General features: G+C 72.5%; 17 protein-coding genes, 1 pseudogene and 1 riboswitch. Of the genes and pseudogenes, 8 read left to right on the top strand and 10 right to left on the bottom strand.

What is annotated here, in order from left to right; genetic code table 11:
* From H0H10_RS40575 to H0H10_RS23010, 3 genes and pseudogenes are all read right to left on the bottom strand, one after another.
* A pseudogene (locus H0H10_RS40575) lies at window positions 1-213 on the bottom strand (hypothetical protein); the annotation flags it as partial.
* Window positions 210-1,511 (bottom strand): glycosyltransferase family 2 protein, encoded by a 1,302-nt coding sequence (locus tag H0H10_RS23005; protein WP_188182973.1) that lies wholly within the window; start codon window positions 1,509-1,511, stop codon window positions 210-212. The gene H0H10_RS23005 and the pseudogene H0H10_RS40575, both read right to left, overlap by 4 nt.
* Window positions 1,512-1,555: 44 nt before the next feature.
* A complete protein-coding gene (locus tag H0H10_RS23010) occupies window positions 1,556-2,641 on the bottom strand; it encodes a GNAT family N-acetyltransferase (RefSeq protein ID WP_188182974.1) in 1,086 nt (361 codons plus the stop codon).
* Between the two features lie 209 nt (window positions 2,642-2,850).
* On the opposite strand from H0H10_RS23010, the gene H0H10_RS23015 reads away from it, so the two are divergent.
* Window positions 2,851-3,660 carry an HAD family hydrolase gene (locus H0H10_RS23015; RefSeq protein WP_188182975.1) on the top strand — a complete coding sequence of 270 codons (810 nt, stop codon included), beginning with the start codon at window positions 2,851-2,853 and terminating at the stop codon, window positions 3,658-3,660.
* A 29-nt stretch (window positions 3,661-3,689) separates the two neighbouring features.
* On the opposite strand, the gene H0H10_RS23020 is transcribed toward H0H10_RS23015, so the two are convergent.
* Window positions 3,690-4,175, bottom strand: coding sequence for a transglycosylase SLT domain-containing protein (locus H0H10_RS23020; protein ID WP_188182976.1), 486 nt, complete (start codon window positions 4,173-4,175; stop codon window positions 3,690-3,692).
* Window positions 4,176-4,178: 3 nt separating this feature from the next.
* A riboswitch (cyclic di-AMP (ydaO/yuaA leader) is annotated at window positions 4,179-4,346 on the bottom strand.
* A 698-nt stretch (window positions 4,347-5,044) separates the two neighbouring features.
* Between H0H10_RS23020 and H0H10_RS23025 the strand changes: the two genes are divergently transcribed.
* The 4 genes from H0H10_RS23025 to H0H10_RS23040 all read left to right on the top strand — a co-directional run bounded on the left by H0H10_RS23025 (window position 5,045) and on the right by H0H10_RS23040 (window position 9,583).
* Window positions 5,045-6,055, top strand: coding sequence for a polyprenyl synthetase family protein (locus H0H10_RS23025; protein WP_188182977.1), 1,011 nt, complete (start codon window positions 5,045-5,047; stop codon window positions 6,053-6,055).
* 391 nt (window positions 6,056-6,446) lie between these two features.
* Window positions 6,447-7,664: a LolA family protein gene (locus H0H10_RS23030; protein WP_188182978.1), complete on the top strand. Its 1,218-nt coding sequence runs from the start codon at window positions 6,447-6,449 to the stop codon at window positions 7,662-7,664.
* Window positions 7,665-7,704: 40 nt separating this feature from the next.
* Entirely contained in the window at window positions 7,705-8,697 is a 993-nt protein-coding gene (locus tag H0H10_RS23035) for an ABC transporter ATP-binding protein (protein WP_188182979.1), read from the top strand.
* Entirely contained in the window at window positions 8,684-9,583 is a 900-nt protein-coding gene (locus H0H10_RS23040) for an ABC transporter permease (RefSeq protein WP_188182980.1), read from the top strand. Before H0H10_RS23035 ends, H0H10_RS23040 begins: the two co-directional genes overlap by 14 nt.
* Here the strand turns inward: H0H10_RS23040 and H0H10_RS23045 are convergent.
* Complete coding sequence (locus tag H0H10_RS23045; protein ID WP_188182988.1) at window positions 9,573-10,196, bottom strand: flavodoxin family protein; 624 nt, start codon at window positions 10,194-10,196, stop codon at window positions 9,573-9,575. The genes H0H10_RS23040 and H0H10_RS23045 overlap by 11 nt on opposite strands.
* Window positions 10,197-10,518: 322 nt before the next feature.
* Here H0H10_RS23045 and H0H10_RS23050 point away from each other — a divergent pair, with 322 nt between their 5' ends.
* Window positions 10,519-12,159 (top strand): tetratricopeptide repeat protein, encoded by a 1,641-nt coding sequence (locus H0H10_RS23050; RefSeq protein ID WP_188182981.1) that lies wholly within the window; start codon window positions 10,519-10,521, stop codon window positions 12,157-12,159.
* Between the two features lie 15 nt (window positions 12,160-12,174).
* On the opposite strand, the gene H0H10_RS23055 is transcribed toward H0H10_RS23050, so the two are convergent.
* Both H0H10_RS23055 and H0H10_RS23060 read right to left on the bottom strand, forming a co-directional pair.
* Window positions 12,175-13,128 (bottom strand): M28 family metallopeptidase, encoded by a 954-nt coding sequence (locus tag H0H10_RS23055; RefSeq protein ID WP_188182982.1) that lies wholly within the window; start codon window positions 13,126-13,128, stop codon window positions 12,175-12,177.
* A gap of 166 nt (window positions 13,129-13,294) precedes the next feature.
* A complete protein-coding gene (locus tag H0H10_RS23060) occupies window positions 13,295-13,765 on the bottom strand; it encodes a VOC family protein (RefSeq protein WP_188182983.1) in 471 nt (156 codons plus the stop codon).
* Between the two features lie 36 nt (window positions 13,766-13,801).
* Between H0H10_RS23060 and H0H10_RS23065 the strand changes: the two genes are divergently transcribed.
* Window positions 13,802-14,410: a CGNR zinc finger domain-containing protein gene (locus tag H0H10_RS23065; protein ID WP_188182989.1), complete on the top strand. Its 609-nt coding sequence runs from the start codon at window positions 13,802-13,804 to the stop codon at window positions 14,408-14,410.
* A 57-nt stretch (window positions 14,411-14,467) separates the two neighbouring features.
* Here H0H10_RS23065 and rarD read toward each other — a convergent pair whose 3' ends face one another.
* Window positions 14,468-15,592: an EamA family transporter RarD gene (gene rarD, locus H0H10_RS23070; protein ID WP_188182984.1), complete on the bottom strand. Its 1,125-nt coding sequence runs from the start codon at window positions 15,590-15,592 to the stop codon at window positions 14,468-14,470.
* Window positions 15,593-15,736: 144 nt separating this feature from the next.
* Window positions 15,737-16,591, bottom strand: a complete 855-nt coding sequence (locus tag H0H10_RS23075; protein WP_188182985.1) for an SDR family oxidoreductase — start codon at window positions 16,589-16,591, stop codon at window positions 15,737-15,739.
* A gap of 92 nt (window positions 16,592-16,683) precedes the next feature.
* Here H0H10_RS23075 and H0H10_RS23080 point away from each other — a divergent pair, with 92 nt between their 5' ends.
* Window positions 16,684-17,067: a winged helix-turn-helix transcriptional regulator gene (locus tag H0H10_RS23080; protein WP_188182986.1), complete on the top strand. Its 384-nt coding sequence runs from the start codon at window positions 16,684-16,686 to the stop codon at window positions 17,065-17,067.
* Window positions 17,068-17,176: 109 nt separating this feature from the next.
* On the opposite strand, the gene H0H10_RS23085 is transcribed toward H0H10_RS23080, so the two are convergent.
* A partial coding sequence (locus H0H10_RS23085) for a 2-oxoacid:ferredoxin oxidoreductase subunit beta (RefSeq protein ID WP_188182987.1) occupies window positions 17,177-18,197 on the bottom strand: 1,021 nt, incomplete at its 5' end.

Genomic DNA, 18,197 nt, shown 5'->3' on the forward strand with positions numbered 1-18,197 from the left:
GGCCTCAGCGCTGCCCGCCGCTGCTCCGCCCCGTGCCTCGGTGCCGCCCACGGCTGCCCGGCCTCCGGTCTCGCTGCCGCCCGCCGCTGCCCGGCCCCCGGCCGCGGCGCTGCCCACCGCTGCCGGGCCCCCGGCCTCGGCGCCGCCCGCCGTGCCGTGGTCCGCCGCTCTCGGGGCCTCTCCCGCCCCGGCCCCTCTCGTGCCCTCGTTCATCGTGCCCCCAGTCCGACCGTGCGCAGCGCCCGGCGGGCGCGCAGGTAGCCCACGGGGCCGTACAGCATGCCCCGGCGTTGCAGACGCGACAGGCGTCGCGGCCACGGATGTGTGCGCGCGTCGTGCTCGCCCGGTACGCCCGCCCCGGAGGCGCCCTCGGCGTCCCGGACGGCGGTCAGCGCACGGGCGTGGGCCAGGCCGCGCGGCAGCCGGGCGAGGAACGCCGGCAGCAGCGCGGGACGGTTCACCAGGATCGCCGTCAGATAGGCGGTGAGGCCCGCGCCGTAGCCGTACGCCTGGGTCTCCAGGTCACGCCACGTCTCCCGGTGGTGGTGCCAGACCAGGGCCCCCGGGGTGTACCGCAGCCGGTGCCCCTCGGCGAGGACCCGGACGAAGCCGTAGAGGTCGTCGCCGCCCCGCGCGCGGGTGCCCGCGCCGGTGGCCGGGTCGAAGCCGTCGACGGCACGCAGCGCCGACGTACGGAAGGCCATGTTGGCGCCGGAGCCGAACCGTCCGGCGGTGAAGGGGAACAGCGGCTCGTCGGAGGGCGGCCGCTCCGGGTCGTAGGTCCGCGGTGCGAAGCCCTTCGCGAAGCCGCCGTGGCTCTCCAGCAGCACCTGCGCCGGCGTGCGCAGCCGCGCCGGCAGGATCAGGCCGGTGGCGCACCCCAGGCGAGGGTCGGCGGCGAACGGCGCGGTCAGTTCGGTGAGCCAGCGCGGGTCGGCGACGACGTCGTCGTCGGTGAAGGCGACCACCTCGCCCCGTACGGCGGCGAGCCCGCGGTTGTGGGCGATCGCGAGGCCGGGGACCGGTTCGCACACGTACCGCACGCGCTCGCCGTACTTGCGCTCGACCAGCTCCCGCGTCTCGTGCGTCACCGGCGCGTTGTCGACGACGACGATCTCGAAGTCCGGATGGTCCTGCGCGAGCAGGGAGTCGAGCGCGCGGGCGAGCTGGCCGGCGCGTTCCCGCGTGGCGACCACGACACTGGTGGACGGCGGCCCGGGCGGCGGCTCGGGCGGCGCCCCGCGGGGCAGCTCCCGGGCGAGAGCGGCCAGCACCTCCGTGGGATCCGCTCCCTCCGGCACGTTCCCGAGCACGGTGCCGACGGGCCGGCCCTCCCTCCTGACCAGGGCGAACACCGCGCCGGACGTGACCGGTGGGCTGCCCGGCCCCGGTCTGAGGGCCCCCTCGCCCTCCTCCCCGAGATCCAGCTCGGCGACCTGCACCGGCTCGATGCTCAGAAACCGCGCGATCTCCTGTCGTGTCTCCTGCCGCGCACGTGCTGTACGGGACATGCGCCCGCCCCCTCACTCGTCGCCCCTCCGTCATGCCGGACCCGTCACGAGCGGCGCAGCCGGGCCGCGCCCTTCAGGGTCCGTACCGCCAGCGACGCCAGCCGCGGCCGGTCGCGCACGAAACTGTGCGCGCGGCGGGCCGGCTCGCGGCCGAGCCAGTGCAGCGCCGCGCCCGCCCCCGGACGCGTCGCGGCCCCTTCGTACACGGGCAGTTCGCCGGTCTTCAGCGAGTCCTTGTACTCGGCCGCGCCCCGCCCCATGTCGAGCATGCCGATGCCCTCGGCCGCGGCGGCCTCGGCCATCCGCAGGTGCAGGACCAGCCCTGGCGAGTACTTCGCGAAGTCCGGGTCGTACGCCGGGAACCAGCAGGCCAGCACGGTCGCCGAGCGCAGTCCGAAGTGCGCGGCGACGGGCCGGCCGCCGGCGTAGAGGACGGACAGCGTGCCCGTGCACTCCCGTGCCCGGGTCTCGGTGAGCCGGGCGACCAGCCGGGCGATCCAGTCCTGCGCGAACCGGTCCCTGCGCCCGGTCCTGCGGTACTGCGCCGACTTCCAGTCCATGAGCGTGCGCAGCGCGGCCGGGTCGCGTTCGTCGAACACGAACCGCACGTCCCCGACCTGGCGGCCGAGCCTGCGCTCCTTGGCCAGCGTGGTCTTCAGGAACTTCGGCGACTGGGTGCGCAGGACGCTCTCGTACGCCTCGTACCCCTTCTCCACGTCGATGACGTAGGAGGTGTGCTCCTCGGCCGCGTACGGCACGAACAGACGCTGCTCCGCCTCCAGGTTGTCGAAGGCGAAGCTCGACAGGGAGCAGGCCCGCAGCAGTTCGCGGGTGTCCGGGATGAGGCCCTGGCGGAGTACCGCGCCCTGGCAGTCCGACACTCCGAGCCCGATCGCCCGGCCCTGGCCCAGTGGCCCCCGCTCGTGCGGCAGGAAGCCGGCCGGCTCGCCGCCGTCGTAGACCACCGCCACCCGCGCCCGCGGCCGTACCCGGCCCACGACGTCGGTGAACTCCGGTTCCATGAACGGGTTGCGCGGTGCTCCCGACTTGGCGCGCAGCTCGCGCCAGTGCTCCCGTTCCCCCTCGCCCAGTTCCTCCGGCACCAGCACACGAATGCGTCCGCTGCTCAACTCGACCCCCCGATCAAGTCCCCCTGAACAAAAGGAAGGTACCCCCGGGGACGCCGGGAGGGTAGGTAGCGGACCATGTTGTTGCCAACCGGTGCACAGGCCTTTAACTGCCTTTAGCCGGTGATGTGCCAGCTTTCGGACATGTACGCCCTCGTGCGCGAGCGTTCCGCGGGTGAGTCGGGTGGGTCCCGTGTCCGTATTCTCTGATCATGAACCGCACCGCGTACTCACTCGTCGCCACCGACCTCGACGGAACGCTGCTCCGTGGGGACGACACCGTCTCGGAGCGGTCGCTGGCCGCGCTCGCACGGGTGGCCGAGGCGGGTGCGCGGCACCTGGTGGTGACGGGCAGGCCGGCGCCGCGGGTGCGGTCGCTGCTGACGGGCCTCGGCTGCACGGGGCTGGCGGTGTGCGGACAGGGCGCGCAGGTCTACGACGCCGGCGCGGACCGGCTGCTGTGGTCGGTCACCCTGGACCGGGAGCTCGCCGAGACCGCGCTCGGCAAGATCGAGGCGGAGGTGGGGGAGGTGTACGCCGCGGTCGACCAGGACGGCGTCGACGGGCTGACGCTCATCGAACCGGGCTACGTGATGCCCCATCCGACGCTGCCCGCGGTGCGGGTCGGTCGGCGCGACGAGCTGTGGAGCGCGCCCATCAGCAAGGTGCTGCTGCGCCATTCCGGTCTGTCCGACGACGAGTTGGCGGCGGCCGCGCGCTCGGTGGTCGGTTCTCTCGCGACGGTCACCATGTCGGGTCCGGGGACCGTCGAGCTCCAGCCCTGCGGCATCACCAAGGCGACCGGCCTGGCGCTGGCCGCCGAGCGCCTGGGGGTGAGCCCGCGGGGGACGATCGCCTTCGGGGACATGCCCAACGACATCCCCATGTTCCACTGGGCCGCCCGTGGCGTCGCCATGGCGAACGCCCATCGGGAGCTGAAGGCGGTGGCCGACGAGGTCACCCTGTCGAACGAGGACGACGGCATCGCCGTCGTCCTCGAGCGACTGTTCGGCGGGGACTAGTGGCCCGCCCGCGTGTCCGGGCTCCGGGCTCAGTACGCCCCGAAGACGTTGTCGATCGAGCCGTACCGGTCGGCCGCGTAGTTGCAGGCCGCGGTGATGTTGGCGACCGGGTCGTACGGGTCCCAGGAGGTGCCCGGCACGTGGTACGCGCGGAAGGTCGGGTCGATCACCTGGAGCAGGCCCTTGGACGGGGTGCCCTTGACGGCGTTGATGTCCCAGTTGTTGATGGCGAACCGGTTGCCGGACGACTCCCGCATGACGTTGCGGTGGATGCCGTGGTACGTGCCGGGGATGCCGTGCTGCTTCATGATGTCGAGCGACTCGCGGATCCAGCCGTCGAGGTTGTTCGTGTACGCCGCCTTGGCGGTGGTCGTCGCGGTGGCCGGAGTGGCCGCGGAGGCGCTGGTCGCACCGATGAGCGGCAGGGCGAGCACGGCGGCTCCGGTGCCGGCCACGGCGAGCTTGCGGGCGAGGCGGGCGGTACGGGCGGGACGCTGCTGACCGTTCGCAGACATGGTTGATCCTCTCCTGCGCCTGCGAGGTGAGCTGTCGGGTTCGGGCGGGGAGGTGCCCGGCCGTGCCCTGACGGGTACGGCTTCACCCCAAGCCGCTCCGGTGTGGTGCCCGGTGCGGCGACTTACCTGGGTCCCCCGCTCCTGCCTGCGAGTGTCGAGTGGATGACTGGTGCCGAGGCGGTGGCAGGATTCGGCGTCCGCCTGACAGGCCGGGAACGTATGCGAGAGCACATGTCCGGAACAAGTGCAGGAATCACCCGACGCGCATGTTGACCTTGGTCTGGGGTATTTGGGGTGCTTGATCCTTTGCGGCTGCCAATGCTCAACTCGCCTACTGCGCAAAGCGGTGGCGGCCGGTGCGGCGTCGAGGGGTGGCGGGGGCCGGGGGAGGGGCGGAGTGAGCCAACTCACTGACGTCAACAAGGGTGATAAATCGGGCAACAGGGCCAAGTGGGGGCCAATCGGCCGTCGCCCGGGTGGCGGTGGCGGTGACGGCCGCCGGGAGGGGCGGGAGGGGGCTGTCGTAGAGGGGTGGAGGGGAGTGTCGCGGAGGGGGCGAGGGGGTGTCGTAAGGGTGACGTTCCCGGGGTGCGGGGCGTTGGGAGGGGTGGTGGGATCTTGGGCGGCGGTTTCCGGCCTGTCGCGCGCCGGGTCGTACCCGGCGCCGTGTTCCCCTGGCGATGTCGATCAATGTCTGCTCATATCACCTGATCAAAAACATACCGCGCATGATCCGATACCGACCGGCCTGTAACGGTGGGCGCTATCGGTGATCGAAACGTGACCGGATACGCTGACTTGAGTGGTGGCAGCGACCTATCGACAAACCGTGTAACCGCCAGTAGACACCAGCAGACAGGAGACCCCTCGTGACCGTCGTCGGGCCGTTCGGGCTGAGCGTGCGGGACCAGGCTCTGGAAGCCGATGTCCAGGCTGGACTGGCGGCTGTCGAGGAAGGGTTGCTTGAGGCAACCAAGAGTGAGGTGCCCTTCATCACGGAGGCCGCCCAGCACCTGGTGCGGGCCGGCGGCAAACGGTTTCGGCCACTGCTCGTGATGCTCGCGGCTCAGTTCGGTGACCCGTACGCGCCCGGGATCGTGCCCTCGGCCGTCGTCGTGGAGCTGACCCACCTCGCCACGCTGTACCACGACGACGTGATGGACGAGGCCGCGGTGCGGCGCGGTGTGCCCAGCGCGAACACCCGCTGGGGCAACTCGGTCGCCGTCCTCACCGGCGACTTCCTGTTCGCCCGCGCCTCCCAGATCCTCGCCGACCTCGGGCCGGAGGCGGTCCGGGTGCAGGCCCTGGCGTTCGAGCGGCTGGTCACCGGCCAGATCCTGGAGACCGCGGGGCCGCAGGACGGGCGGGATCCGGTCGACCACTACCTGGACGTCCTGGGCGGCAAGACCGGATCGCTGGTGGCGGTCTCCTGCCGGTTCGGCGCGATGATGTCCGGCGCCGACGAGACGGTCGTGGACGTGCTGACCCAGTACGGCGAGCGGCTCGGCGTCGCCTTCCAGCTCGCGGACGACGTGCTGGACATCGCCTCCGACTCCCACGAGTCGGGCAAGACCCCGGGCACGGACCTGCGCGAGGGCATCGCGACCCTCCCGGTGCTGCGGCTGCGCGAGCGGGCGGCCCGGCTGGGGCTGCCCGAGGACATCGCACTGTGCGAGCTGCTGGACTCCGACCTGAGTGACGACGAGCGGCACGCCCGGGCGCTGCGCGGACTGCGCGCCCACCCCGCGCTGGAGCAGGCCCGCCGGGACACCGTCCGGTACGCCGAGGAGGCTCGCGCGGCCCTGGGCCCGCTGCCGCAGTGCGACGCGAAGACCGCGCTGATCGAGCTGTGCGACGCGGTCGTGCACCGGGCCGGCTGACACACCGGCCGCCCTCCGGCGGCCCGGGACGCGTGCGGTGAACCGGCCGATCGGCGCGCATGATGACTTGTCGGCCGCAGTATGACGCCCCGTCGGGTCCGGCGCGTGTGACTCCCGGCAGCCGGGTGCGCGTGACGTGAGTCACCTGCGACCCCTTGCCGGTGCCCCAACGGCCCCTCGACCCCTACTGGTCGGGGGAGGATCCACCTCTCCGTGTCATCCCGCAGAAGTACGTGGAGTTGAGTCCGCGGGCTGACGCCTCCGCCCGGCCGATTTGGTCAGATGGACACCACGGAAATCACCAAACCTCACCGATTCGGGTGAGAATGGCGGCTCACGGGTGGACGAGTGCGAGGTCGAGAGAGAGCCGCCGCCGACACGGAGGGCACACATGGCACCGTACGAAGCCGACGACAACACGACCGGCAAGCAGGACGGGGACCTGCGGGTGCGGCGACGCAGGGCCGCGCGGTACGTCGTCCCGGTGGCGGTGATGGGCGTGGCGGCCGCCACGATCGGTCTGGTCCCCGCGCTGGCCGACTCCGGGGACCCCGACCTCCCGGAGATCACCGCACAGCAACTCATCGAGAAGATCGCCCGGTCGGACGTCCAGCAGCTGTCCGGCACGGTCAAGATCAGCACCGACCTGGGACTGCCGGACCTCGGCGGACTGGAGAGCGGTCTGCTCTCCGGCGGCCCGGCGTCGGGCGACGACGAAGCCGGCTCGTCCGCGGACCCGTCGGCCAAGCTCACCGAGCTGGTCACCGGCACGCACACGCTGCGCGTCGCGGCCGACGGCCCCGACCGGCAGAAGCTCTCGCTGCTGGAGGACGCCGCCGAGTACAGCCTGATCCACGACGGCAAGGACGTCTGGGGCTACGACAGCCGTTCGAACGAGGTCTACCACGCCACGGCGTCCGAGAGCGCCGACCAGTCGGCCAAGGAGGTGCCCGCCACCCCGAAGGACCTCACCGACCAGGCCCTGAAGGCGGTCGACGACACCACGTCCGTGACCGTCGACGGCACCGCCCAGGTGGCCGGCCGGGACGCGTACCGGCTCGTCATCAAGCCCAAGCAGTCCGGTTCCACGGTCGGTGCGATCAGCGTCGCCGTCGACGCGAAGACCGGGATGCCGCTGAAGTTCACACTGACCCCGGCGAGCGGCGGCGCCGCCGTCGTGGACGCGGGCTTCACCCAGGTCAGCTTCGCGAAGCCGGCCGCGTCGACCTTCGACTTCACCCCGCCCGAGGGGGCCAAGGTCACCGAGGCGGACGAGACGGCGGCCAAGGCGCCGGAGCACGGGCAGAAGTCGCAGGAGGACCTGGCCAAGGGCCTCGAAGGTCTCAAGGTCATCGGCGAGGGCTGGAACGCGGTCGCCACCTTCGACACCGGCGCCCGGGGCGGCCTGCCCACGGCCTCCGCCGGCGGCGAGCTCGGCGACCTCGGCGGCTTCCTCGGCTCCTTCGGCGACCAGGTCAAGGGCGACTTCGGCTCGGGCACGGTCTTCAAGACCCGCCTGGTCAACGCCCTGATCACGGAGGACGGCAAGGTCTACGCCGGTGCCGTCACCAAGGACGCGCTGGTGAAGGCGGCCGACGCCGCGAAGTGAGCGGGTCCGTTCCTGTCCGTACGAAGAAGTGAGGGAGCCGATGGGCGAACCGTCCGCCACGGAGCCGGGCCAGGGGAGCGCGGAGGGCGTTGAGGGCGCGGAGGACGCCGTCATCGCGACCCGTGCGCTCACCAAGCGCTACCGCGGCGGACAGCTCGCCGTCGACGGACTGGACCTGACCGTCCCGGCGGGCAGCGTCTTCGGCTTCCTCGGCCCCAATGGCTCCGGCAAGACCACCACCATCCGCATGCTGATGGGTCTGATCGAGCCGACTTCCGGCACGGCGCGCGTGCTGGGGCGTCCCATGCCGCGCGCCGCCCGCGCCGTACTGCCCCAGGTCGGCGCCCTCATCGAGGGCCCGGCTCTGTACGGCTTCCTCTCCGGGCGCGACAACCTGCTGCGCTACGACGCCGCCGACCCGACCGCCGACCCGCGCACCCGGCGCGACCGCGTCGCGGCGGCGCTGGACCGGGTGGGCCTCGCGGCCGCCGCCGGCAAGAAGGCGAAGGCGTACTCGCTCGGCATGAAGCAGCGGCTCGGGCTCGCGGCGGCACTGCTCCAGCCGCGCCGGCTGCTCGTGCTGGACGAGCCCACCAACGGACTCGACCCCCAGGGCATGCGCGAGATCCGGGCGCTGGTGCGCGAGTTGGCGTCCGACGGCACGACCGTCTTCCTCTCCTCCCACCTGCTGGACGAGATCGAGCAGGTGTGCACGCACGCCGCCGTGATGGCGCACGGCCGGCTGATCACGCAGGGCGCGGTCGCCGACCTGGCGGCCGGGGCGCGGGGACGGCTGGTGGTGACCACGCCGGACGCGGGCGAGGCCGCCCGGGTGCTGAAGGAGCAGGGAGCCGGGGACGTCGTCGTCGCCGAGGACCGGGTGACGGCGGAGCCGCCGGAAGGCGACCCCGCCGACCTGAACGCCGCGCTGGTCGCCGCCGGCGTCCGGGTCCGGGGCTTCGGGGTGGAGCGCGCCTCCCTGGAGGACGCGTTCGTGGCACTGACGGGGGAGGGGTTCGATGTCGCAGGCTGAAGGGCTGAAGGAACTGCGCGGGCCGAGCCCCCTGTGGTCGTTCGGGCTGCTCCGCAGCGAACTGCTGACCACCTTCCGGCGCTGGCGCACGCTGGCCCTGCTGGGCGTGCTGGCCGCCGTGCCGGTCCTGGTGGGGATCGCCGTCAGGATCGAGACGAGCGACGGATCGTCGTTCGGAGGCGGTGGCCCGGGTGGAGGCGGCGGAGGCGGCGAGGGCCCGGCGTTCATCGCGCAGATCAGCAACAACGGCCTGTTCCTGGTCTTCACCGCCCTGGCCGCGACACTCCCGTTCTTCCTGCCCATGGCCATCGGCGTCGTCGCCGGCGACGCGATCGCGGGCGAGGCGAGCGCGGGCACGCTCCGCTACCTCCTCGTCGCCCCGGCCGGGCGCACCCGCCTGCTGCTCACCAAGTACGCGACCGTGATCGCCTTCTGTCTGGCCGCCACCCTCGTCGTCGCCGTCACGGCGCTGGCGGTCGGGGCGCTGCTGTTCCCGGTCGGCGACCTGACGACCATCTCCGGCACCCGGATCACCTACGCCGAGGGGCTGGGGCGGGCCCTGCTGATCGCCCTGGTCGTCGCCGCGTCGCTCGTCGGCGTCGCGGCCCTCGGCCTGTTCGTCTCGACGCTGACGGGCAGCGGCATCGCGGCGATGGCGACCACGGTGGGGCTGCTGATCACGGTCCAGATCCTCGACCAGATCCCCCAGCTGGACGCGCTCCAGCCCTACTTCTTCTCCCACTACTGGCTGTCCTTCGCCGACCTGATGCGCGAGCCGGTCTACTGGGACGACCTGGTGAAGAACCTCGGCCTCCAGGCCCTGTACGCGGCCGTCTTCGGCTCGGCGGCCTGGGCGCGGTTCACGGCGAAGGACATCACGGCGTGAGCCGGGCGGCGGGCCGGTCCTCGCCGGGGGACTCCTCCTCGTAGGGGAACCGGGCGAGCGGCGGCTCCTGGTCGAAGAACGTCTTGGCGCGGGCCAGGGCGTCGGTGTCCCGGAGCACGTCACCGGGCTTGCTGCCGTTGCCGAGCAGTACTCCGCCGAAGCGCATGCCCATGTAGGCGGCCGAGTTCCGCAGGCTGCCGATCAGCGGGTCGGCGACCTCCAGCTCCTCGTGCGCCAGCGCGGTGACGCCCCACAGGGTGCGGCCGGCCAGGGCCGCCTTGAAGCCGAGGCCGGGGGTGCGCAGCCAGCCCGACCAGTGGTCGAGGTAGTGCTTGGTGTGGGTGGACAGCGAGTACCAGTACAGGGGCGAGGCGATCACGATGTCCGTCGCGGCGAGGGTGGCGTCGAGGAGCAGGGCCGCGTTGCCGTCCGTGGGGCGTACGTGGTCGCTGTCGTGCCGCAGGTCCTGGAACTCGGGCAGCGGGTGGTCGGCCAGGCTGATCCAGTGCTGCTCGACGTCCTCGGGCAGTTGTTCGGCGGCACGGCGGGCCAGCAGTTCGGTGTTGCCGTCGGGACGGCTGCTGCCCAGCAGGAAGAGGAAACGGCGGGTCATCGGTGTCCCCCGGAAGGTCGGTGTTTGCACGTGCCTGCAGTATATGCACGTGCATTTAACTGTCCAGGGAGTATCTGTCCGGGGAGTATTGGTCCGGGGAGTACCGGGAGGAGGGGCACGGGAGCGCGGCCCGGGCGGGCTCTCGCCGACGTCCGGCGCGCGGCGCGATACGGGCGTGACCTCCTGGAACGAGCCTGTGACACCGCGGTGACGTGAGAATCGCGAGCGAGCGGAGAGACTCGACGGTAGACGTACGACGACAGGCTCTTGACGGCAGGGGAACCGGAACCGCCGACGGAGGCCGCCGATGAGTGGGGGGACGATGTCTCGACTCGGCCGCGACAAGCAGCGGAACCAGGAGCGCACCGAGCTCTCGGCCGCTCCCGCGGCGACGCCGATCGACGTGCGGGTGCCGGGAGGCGGGCCGGCCGGTGCCGGTCCTGCCGGTGCCGGCGAGGCGTCGGTCGACGGGGTCACGGTCGTCGCGGCTCCGGGCGAGGAGATCCAGCACGCCGTCCTGGACCGCCTCCACCGCATCGCCCTCGCCGCCGGCCGGCCGGTCCTCGCCACGGTCCACGACGAGCGCATCGGCTACGTCGTCCCGCTCCGGGTCGATCCGGACGGCTCCAGCCACCTCGCCGCGGAGGCGGTGCCGGCGGCTCGGCCGGAATCCTCCGCCCAGGGCGCGATTCCGGACACGGCCACGCAGTTCCTGCGTCCGGTGGAGCCCGTACGTTCAGTGGAGCCGGTAGGTCCGGTGGAGCCCGTACGTTCGGTGGAGCCCGTACCTGAGACCGAGTCCAGCCGGCCGGCGGCACCCGAGCCGCCGCGGTCGCCGGCCGGCGAGTCCGCGCCGACGTTCACGCTACGAGCCCTGCCGGCGCCCGGCACGGTGGCCCCGCCGACGGGGGTGTTCGGCCCGCCCCCACTGATGGACGCGCCCCCCGCGACCGCCACCGGCGAAGCGCCACACACCCCGGAACACGCCCCGGGCGACCGGCCCACCGGACCGACCTCCACTCCGCTCAACGCGCCGGACCCGGAAGGGACTCCCGCGCGGCCGTTCCCGGAGCCGGCTCCCGCGGCGGGCGCGGACCAGCCTTCGGGGCCGGTCCCTGCCGTGTCGCACGAGTCGTCCTCGGAGCGGATCCCCGCCTCGGGCCCCGACTGGTCCACTGAGTCGGGCCCCGACCGGTCCACTACCTCGGGCCCCGACCGGTCCACTGACTGGGGCCCCGAGCGGACCCCGGATTCCGTCCCCGACGCGCCGCACGGCCCGGTCACGGAGCCGGCCGCCGCGTCCGGCCCTGAGCCGACTGCCGGACCGGCCCCCGAGCCGACCCCCGGACCAGCTCTCAGGCCGGTTCCGGAGCCGGCCCCCGCCCCGCGCTCCGAGCCGGTCCGCGACGTCGATCCGAAGCCCACGCCTCCCCGTGGCTTCGACGCCGTCGCGGAGGCCGTGCTCGGGGACGGGCCGCTGACCGCCCCCGGTGACGGCGACGCCCCCGCCCTCCTCGCGGAGCCGACGGCGCGCATCAACGACGCCGTCAAGGCGGGGCGGACCGACACGGCGACCCGGCTGGCCGAGCAGACCCTGGCGGAGGCCACGGAGACGCTGGGGCCCGAGCACCCCGAGGTGCTCAGGCTCCGCGAACTCACCGCGTACATCGCCTACCTGTCGGGCGACCCGGACCGCGCCTTCCGCCTCTCGCTGGACCTGGCCCGGATCCACCGCCGCGCGGGCGACGCGGAGGCCGCGTACGGCAACGTCCAGAGCGCGGCCACCGCCTGGCGAGCCGTACGCGACCCGGCACGGGGTCTGGAGCTGGGGCAGGACCTGGTCGGGCTGTGGTCCGGGCTCGCGGCCGAGGAGGGGCCGGCCGCCGACGACGCCGAGCAGCTTGAGTCGGCGCGCGCCCGCATGGAGCGCCTCGCCGAACGCGCCCGGGCGCAGAGCGGCTGACCGGGCCCCCGGCCGCTACTGCGACAGCTCCCACATCGCGTACGCGATGGCGTCGCTGTTGCGGTTCAGCGCCGTGTCGTTGATGTTGGCGGTCGTGTCGCAGGAAGAGTGGTAGCAGCGGTCGAACGGCTGGCCCGCCGTGCCACCCCACTTGGCCGCCTGCGTGGACGTCTTGCGGTAGTCGGCCCCGCTGAACAGGCCGCCGACGGGCACGCCCGCGTTCTTGAAGGGAGCGTGGTCCGAGCGGCCGTCACCCTCGGTCTCGATCTCCGTGGGGATGCCGAGGCCGGCGTAGTAGTCCTTGAAGGTCTGCTCGATGACCGGGTCGTCGTCGTAGACGAAGTAGCCGGGGTTGGGTGAGCCGATCATGTCGAAGTTCAGATAGCCGCTGATCTTCGCGAGGTTGGCGGAGCCGAGGCTGCTGACGTAGTAGCGGGAGCCGACCAGTCCCAGCTCCTCCGCGCCCCACCAGGCGAACCGCAGGTGCTTGGCGGGCTGGTGACCGGACCGGGCCACGGCGAGCGCGGTCTCCAGGACGGCCGCCGAGCCGGAGCCGTTGTCGTTGATGCCGGGTCCGGAGGAGACGCTGTCCAGATGTGACCCGGCCATGACAACCTGGTTCGGATCGCCGCCGGGCCAGTCGGCGATCAGGTTGTAGCCGGTGCGGCCGGAGGCGGTGAAGCGCTGGACCGTGGTGGTGAACCCGGCCGCGTCCAGCTTGGCCTTCACGTAGTTGAGCGAGGCCAGGTAGCCGGCGCGGCCGTGGGCGCGGTTGCCGCCGTTCGCCGTGGCTATCGACTGCAGCTGTGTCAGATGGGCCTTGACGTTCGCTATCGGTATGTCGGGCGCGGCGGCCGCCGCCGTGGGCTCGGCGGCGGGTGCCGCGCCGGCCACGGATCCACCGGCCACCAGCGTGGCGACCGCGACGGCGCCGGCCGCCGTCGCGCGCCAGGAGAAGGGGAGCTTCATGTGGGGGGCTCCGAATTCCTAGGGTGTCCCCGGGATCCCCCGGGACACCACAGTGAATGGGGTGCCTGGATGGTGCGGGCGTGGCTGACTCCCCGTCAAGACCGCTATTCGGCCAGTGTGTTGCGCATATCGGAAGCCCTCGGTGAAGCCCCCCGGCTCACCGGTCCTAGTGCACGCAGAACTCGTTCCCCTCCGGATCGGCCATCACGACCCACTCCCCGCCGGGTTCCTTCACGTGGCGCAGCACGTCCGCGCCCAGCCCCTCCAGCCGCGCGACCTCCTCGTCGCGCCGCCCCTCGCCGGGGTGCAGGTCGAGGTGGATCCGGTTCTTGCCGGTCTTGGCCTCCGGCACCCGCTGGAACAGCACCCGCCGGCCCAGCCCGGTTCCGCTCTCCTCGTCGTAGGGGTCGTCGGGGTGCCGCACCGCGACCAGGTCACGCCAGGCGCGCCGGCCGTGGGACTCGACGGTCAGGTCGGCCGGCGCGGCGCCGAGATCCAGCAGCTTCCCGATCAGCGCGCTGTTGTCCTCCACCTCGTAGTGGAGGGCGGCGGCCCAGAAGTCGGCCTGGGCGTGCGGGTCGTTCGCGTCGATGACGATCTTGAAGTGCAGCGGGGCGGGTTCCGAGGTCGATGTCATGTAACCAGTTATAGTGGTTACGTGAGTGAGCGGGCGATGGAATCGCCGAAACCGTCCCCCGGTCTGACGCTGACGTCGCGCGAGGGCAAGCCGTACCGCTTCGACCCGGGCGCGCTCTGCCTGGAGCTGCTGACGACGGGCGGACCGGGTGCCTTCTCGCGCTGGGAGGTGCTGCACGAGCCCGCCGACCTGGCTGCCTGGGCCGACCGCAGCCGGCTGCCGGACGGCCTGGAACTGGCCGTGGACCGGACCGACGTGGAGCGGGCCCGCGCCCTGCGCGACGCCCTCTTCCTGCTCGCCGCGGACCGCGCGCACGGCCGCCCGCTGCGGCCCGACCTCCTGGACGCCGTCAACGCCGCCGCGGCCGAGCCGCCTCTCGTCACCCGCATCGAACCGGACGGCACCCGCGGCTGGGCCCCGGGCGCCACGGGCACGCGGCTGCTGTCGACGGTCGCCCGTGACGCGATCGACCTGTTCACCGGCCCGTACGCCGACCGCATCCGCGAGTGCGGCGCCCACAACTGCTACTTGCTCTTCGTCGACACCTCACGGCCCGGCCGCCGCCGCTGGTGCGCGATGGAGCACTGCGGCAACCGGGAGAAGGCGCGAGCGCACCGCGCACGGCGGGCGCCCGAGAAGGGGTGAGCGCTCGGGCCCGTGGCGCATCCGGTGCGCGGCCGACAACACGGGCCCGGGGTGGATCTAAGGCTTGGTGGCGGGTGCGTCCAGCGGTTCCGGCCCGCGGGCCGCGGGAACCGGCGTGCCGGGATCGGCGGGGTCCGCCGCACCACCCGGGTCGGCAGTGGCCGGCGTGCCCGGGCCGGCAGTGCCCGGCGTGCCGGAGGCCACGACGCCCGCCCCCCGCCCGGCACCGCCCGGGACCGCCTGCACCCCCGCGTCGGCCGCCCGCTCCGCCTGCGCCCTCAGGGTCCGGGCGGTCCGGTGGGCGTTGCGCAGGGCGTCCCACGTGAGCAGCGTGAGCGCCAGCCAGACCAGGGCGAAGCCGGCCCAGCGCTCGGGAGGCATGGCCTCGCCGAAGTAGAAGATGCCGAGCAGGAACTGGAAGACGGGGGCCAGGTACTGCAGCAGCCCCAGCGTGGACAGCGGCACCCGGATCGCCGCCGCGCCGAAGCAGACCAGGGGGAGCGCGGTGACGACGCCGGTCGCGGCGAGCAGGGCCGAGTGCCCCACGCCCTCGGTGGTGAAGGTGGAGTCGCCGTGCGCGCTCAGCCACAGCAGATAGCCGAGCGCGGGCAGGAACTGGATCGCCGTCTCGGCGGCCAGCGACTCGACGCCGCCGAGATTGACCTTCTTCTTCACCAGGCCGTACGTGGCGAAGGACAGGGCGAGGCAGAGGGAGATCCACGGCGGACGGCCGTAGCCGATGGCGAGCACGACGACGGCCGCGAAGCCGGTCCCGACCGCCGCCCACTGCACGGGACGCAGCCGCTCCTTCAGCAGCAGCACGCCCATCGCGATGGTGACCAGCGGGTTGATGAAGTACCCGAGCGAGGCCTCGACGACATGGCCGCTGTTCACGGCCCAGATGTAGACGCCCCAGTTGACGGTGATGACCGCGGCGGCCACGGCGACCAGCCCGAGCCTCCGCGGCTGTCGCAGCAGCTCGCCGGCCCAGGCCCAGCGCCGTACGACGAGCAGGGCGACGGCGACGAAGACGAGGGACCACGTCATCCGGTGGGCGAGGATCTCCCCGGCCCCGGCGGGCTTCAGCAGCGGCCAGAACAGCGGTACGAGCCCCCACATCCCGTACGCCGCGAAGCCGTTCAGCAGTCCTATTCGCTGCTCACCCCTCGACGACCCGGCCACGGGCACCTCCTTCTCACGTTCGGCATGCCGGGACGGATGCATGCCAGGACGAAGGTAGCGCCGCACACCGCCGCCTGTCATGCCCGTATCGCCATACGGTCATGACAGACGGCGGTGGTGTCCGGAGACCGGACCGTACGGGGCTCAGTCCTTGAGCGCGGCCGCGATCGCCTCCGCGAGCGGGGTGGCCGGGCGGCCCGCCAGCCGGGCCAGGTCTCCGGTGGAGACGACCAGCTCGCCCTTCTCGATGGCGGCGTCCACGCCCGCGAGGACGGCGGCCAGCGGCTCGGGCAGCCCCGCGCCGCGGAGGATGCCGCTGTACTCCTCGACGGAGACGGGCCGGTAGGCGATCTCCCGGCCCGTCTGCCGGCTCAGCTCGGCGGCGTACTCGGCGAAGCTCCAGGCCACGTCGCCACCCAGCTCGTACGCCGTGTTCTCGTGCCCCTCGCCGGTCAGTACGGCGACGGCGGCCGCAGCGTAGTCGGCGCGGGACGCGGAGGAGATCCGGCCCTCGCCGGCCGCCTGCACGACGGCGCCGTGCTCCAGGACCGGCGAGAGGTTCTCCGTGTAGTTCTCGTGGTACCAGCCGTTGCGCAGCAGTACGTACGGCACGCCGGAGGCCACCAGCACCTCCTCGGTGGCCCGGTGGTCGTCGGCGAGCGCGGCCGTCAGGCTGCTGGGGGCGCTGGTGTAGGCGAGCAGGGCGACGCCGGCCTTCGCGGCCGCGTCGATCACGCCCTTGTGCTGCTGGACGCGGCCCTTGTCGAACTCGTTGCCGGAGATCAGCAGCACCCGGTCGCCGGCCGAGAACAGGCCGTCGAAGGTCTCGGGGGAGTTGTAGTCGGCGACCGCGAGCCGCACTCCGCGGGCGGCGAGGTCAGCGGCCTTGTCGCGGTCGCGCACGACGGCGGTGACCCGGTCGGCCGGGACCTTCTCCAGCAGCTGCTGCACGACGTGACGGCCGAGGTGTCCGGTTGCTCCGGTGACGACGATGCCCATGGTTTCAGAACTCCTTGTGGGGGTGCGATGCCACCAACCCTAAGGAGAGCGCTAACTAAACGAAAGTACCCACTTTCAAGTAAGGTACCCACATGGCGGTAAGTGACCCTCGGGCCGGTGAAGCGATGTGCCCCTACCGGCTCGTCCTCGAACACGTCACCAGTCGTTGGGGAGTCCTGGTGCTGATCCAGCTCCTCGACGGCCCCCACCGGTTCAGCGAACTGCGCCGGGCGGTCGGGCGGGTCGGCCGGGCCGTCAGCGAGAAGATGCTCACCCAGACCCTCCAGACCCTCGAACGCGACGGCCTGGTCCACCGCGACGCCAAGCCGGTCATCCCGCCCCGCGTCGACTACTCCCTGACCGACCTCGGCCGCGAGGCCGCGGAACAGGTGCGCTCCCTGGCCGAGTGGACCCGGGAGCGGATGGCGGACGTCGAGAAGGCCCGCCTGGCGTACGACGAGGCCCGGCAGCCGTAGGCCGGGCACGGACGAGGACGAGGCCCGGGCGTCTGCGTACCGGGCCTCGTGCCATCACTCGTTTGTCATCACTCGTTTGTCATCGGCGGCGGCAGCGGCACCGCCGGGCTCAGCCGATGACCGTCCAGGTGTCGCCGCCGGCGAGGAGGGCGGCGAGGTCGCCCTTGCCGTTCTGTTCGATGGCGGTGTCGAGCTGGTCGGCCATCTGGACGTCGTAGACGGGGCGGTCGACGGAGCGGAAGACGCCGATCGGGGTGTTGTGCAGGGTGTCGGGGTCGGCGAGGCGGGAGAGGGCGAAGGCGGTGGTGGGGGAGGGGGAGTGGGCGTCGTGGACGAGGACGTCGGCCTCGTTGTCCGCGGTGACGGTGACGACCTTGAGGTCGCCGGTGTCCCGGTCGCGGACGACGCCCTTCGATCCGTCGGTGCCGAAGCGGATCGGCTGTCCGTGTTCCAGGCGGATCACGGCGTCCTGGGCCTGCTGCTTGTCCTTGAGGGCGTCGAAGGCGCCGTCGTTGAAGATGTTGCAGTTCTGGTAGATCTCGATGAGTGCGGTGCCGGGGTGGGCGGCGGCCTGGCGCAGGACCTCGGTGAGGTGTTTGCGGTCGGAGTCGACGGTGCGGGCGACGAAGGAGGCTTCGGCGCCGATCGCGAGCGACACGGGGTTGAAGGGGGCGTCCAGGGAGCCCATGGGGGTCGACTTGGTGATCTTGCCGACTTCGGAGGTGGGGGAGTACTGGCCCTTGGTGAGGCCGTAGATCCGGTTGTTGAAGAGGAGGATCTTGAGGTTGACGTTGCGGCGCAGGGCGTGGATGAGGTGGTTGCCGCCGATGGACAACGCGTCGCCGTCGCCGGTGACGACCCAGACGGACAGGTCGCGGCGGGAGGAGGCGAGGCCGGTGGCGATGGCGGGGGCGCGGCCGTGGATGGAGTGCATCCCGTAGGTGTTCATGTAGTACGGGAAGCGGGAGGAGCAGCCGATGCCGGAGACGAAGACGATGTTCTCCCTGGCCAGGCCGAGCTCGGGCATGAAGCCCTGAACGGCGGCGAGGATCGCGTAGTCGCCGCAGCCGGGGCACCAGCGCACTTCCTGGTCGGACTTGAAGTCCTTCATGGACTGCCGGCCCTCGGCC

The organism is Streptomyces griseicoloratus (assembly GCF_014534645.1).
In the GTDB taxonomy this organism is placed as follows: Bacteria; Actinomycetota; Actinomycetes; order Streptomycetales; family Streptomycetaceae; genus Streptomyces; species Streptomyces griseicoloratus.

What these genes read in the sequence shown, in the direction of transcription:
- H0H10_RS23005 (WP_188182973.1), bottom strand. Translation starts at nt 1,511, where the DNA reads ATGTCCCGTACAGCACGTGCGCGGCAGGAGACACGACAGGAGATCGCG.
- H0H10_RS23015 (WP_188182975.1), top strand. Translation starts at nt 2,851, where the DNA reads ATGAACCGCACCGCGTACTCACTCGTCGCCACCGACCTCGACGGAACG.
- H0H10_RS23020 (WP_188182976.1), bottom strand. Translation starts at nt 4,175, where the DNA reads ATGTCTGCGAACGGTCAGCAGCGTCCCGCCCGTACCGCCCGCCTCGCC.
- H0H10_RS23030 (WP_188182978.1), top strand. Translation starts at nt 6,447, where the DNA reads ATGGCACCGTACGAAGCCGACGACAACACGACCGGCAAGCAGGACGGG.
- H0H10_RS23035 (WP_188182979.1), top strand. Translation starts at nt 7,705, where the DNA reads ATGGGCGAACCGTCCGCCACGGAGCCGGGCCAGGGGAGCGCGGAGGGC.
- H0H10_RS23040 (WP_188182980.1), top strand. Translation starts at nt 8,684, where the DNA reads ATGTCGCAGGCTGAAGGGCTGAAGGAACTGCGCGGGCCGAGCCCCCTG.
- H0H10_RS23045 (WP_188182988.1), bottom strand. Translation starts at nt 10,196, where the DNA reads ATGACCCGCCGTTTCCTCTTCCTGCTGGGCAGCAGCCGTCCCGACGGC.
- H0H10_RS23050 (WP_188182981.1), top strand. Translation starts at nt 10,519, where the DNA reads ATGTCTCGACTCGGCCGCGACAAGCAGCGGAACCAGGAGCGCACCGAG.
- H0H10_RS23055 (WP_188182982.1), bottom strand. Translation starts at nt 13,128, where the DNA reads ATGAAGCTCCCCTTCTCCTGGCGCGCGACGGCGGCCGGCGCCGTCGCG.
- H0H10_RS23060 (WP_188182983.1), bottom strand. Translation starts at nt 13,765, where the DNA reads ATGACATCGACCTCGGAACCCGCCCCGCTGCACTTCAAGATCGTCATC.
- H0H10_RS23065 (WP_188182989.1), top strand. Translation starts at nt 13,802, where the DNA reads ATGGAATCGCCGAAACCGTCCCCCGGTCTGACGCTGACGTCGCGCGAG.
- H0H10_RS23075 (WP_188182985.1), bottom strand. Translation starts at nt 16,591, where the DNA reads ATGGGCATCGTCGTCACCGGAGCAACCGGACACCTCGGCCGTCACGTC.
- H0H10_RS23080 (WP_188182986.1), top strand. Translation starts at nt 16,684, where the DNA reads ATGGCGGTAAGTGACCCTCGGGCCGGTGAAGCGATGTGCCCCTACCGG.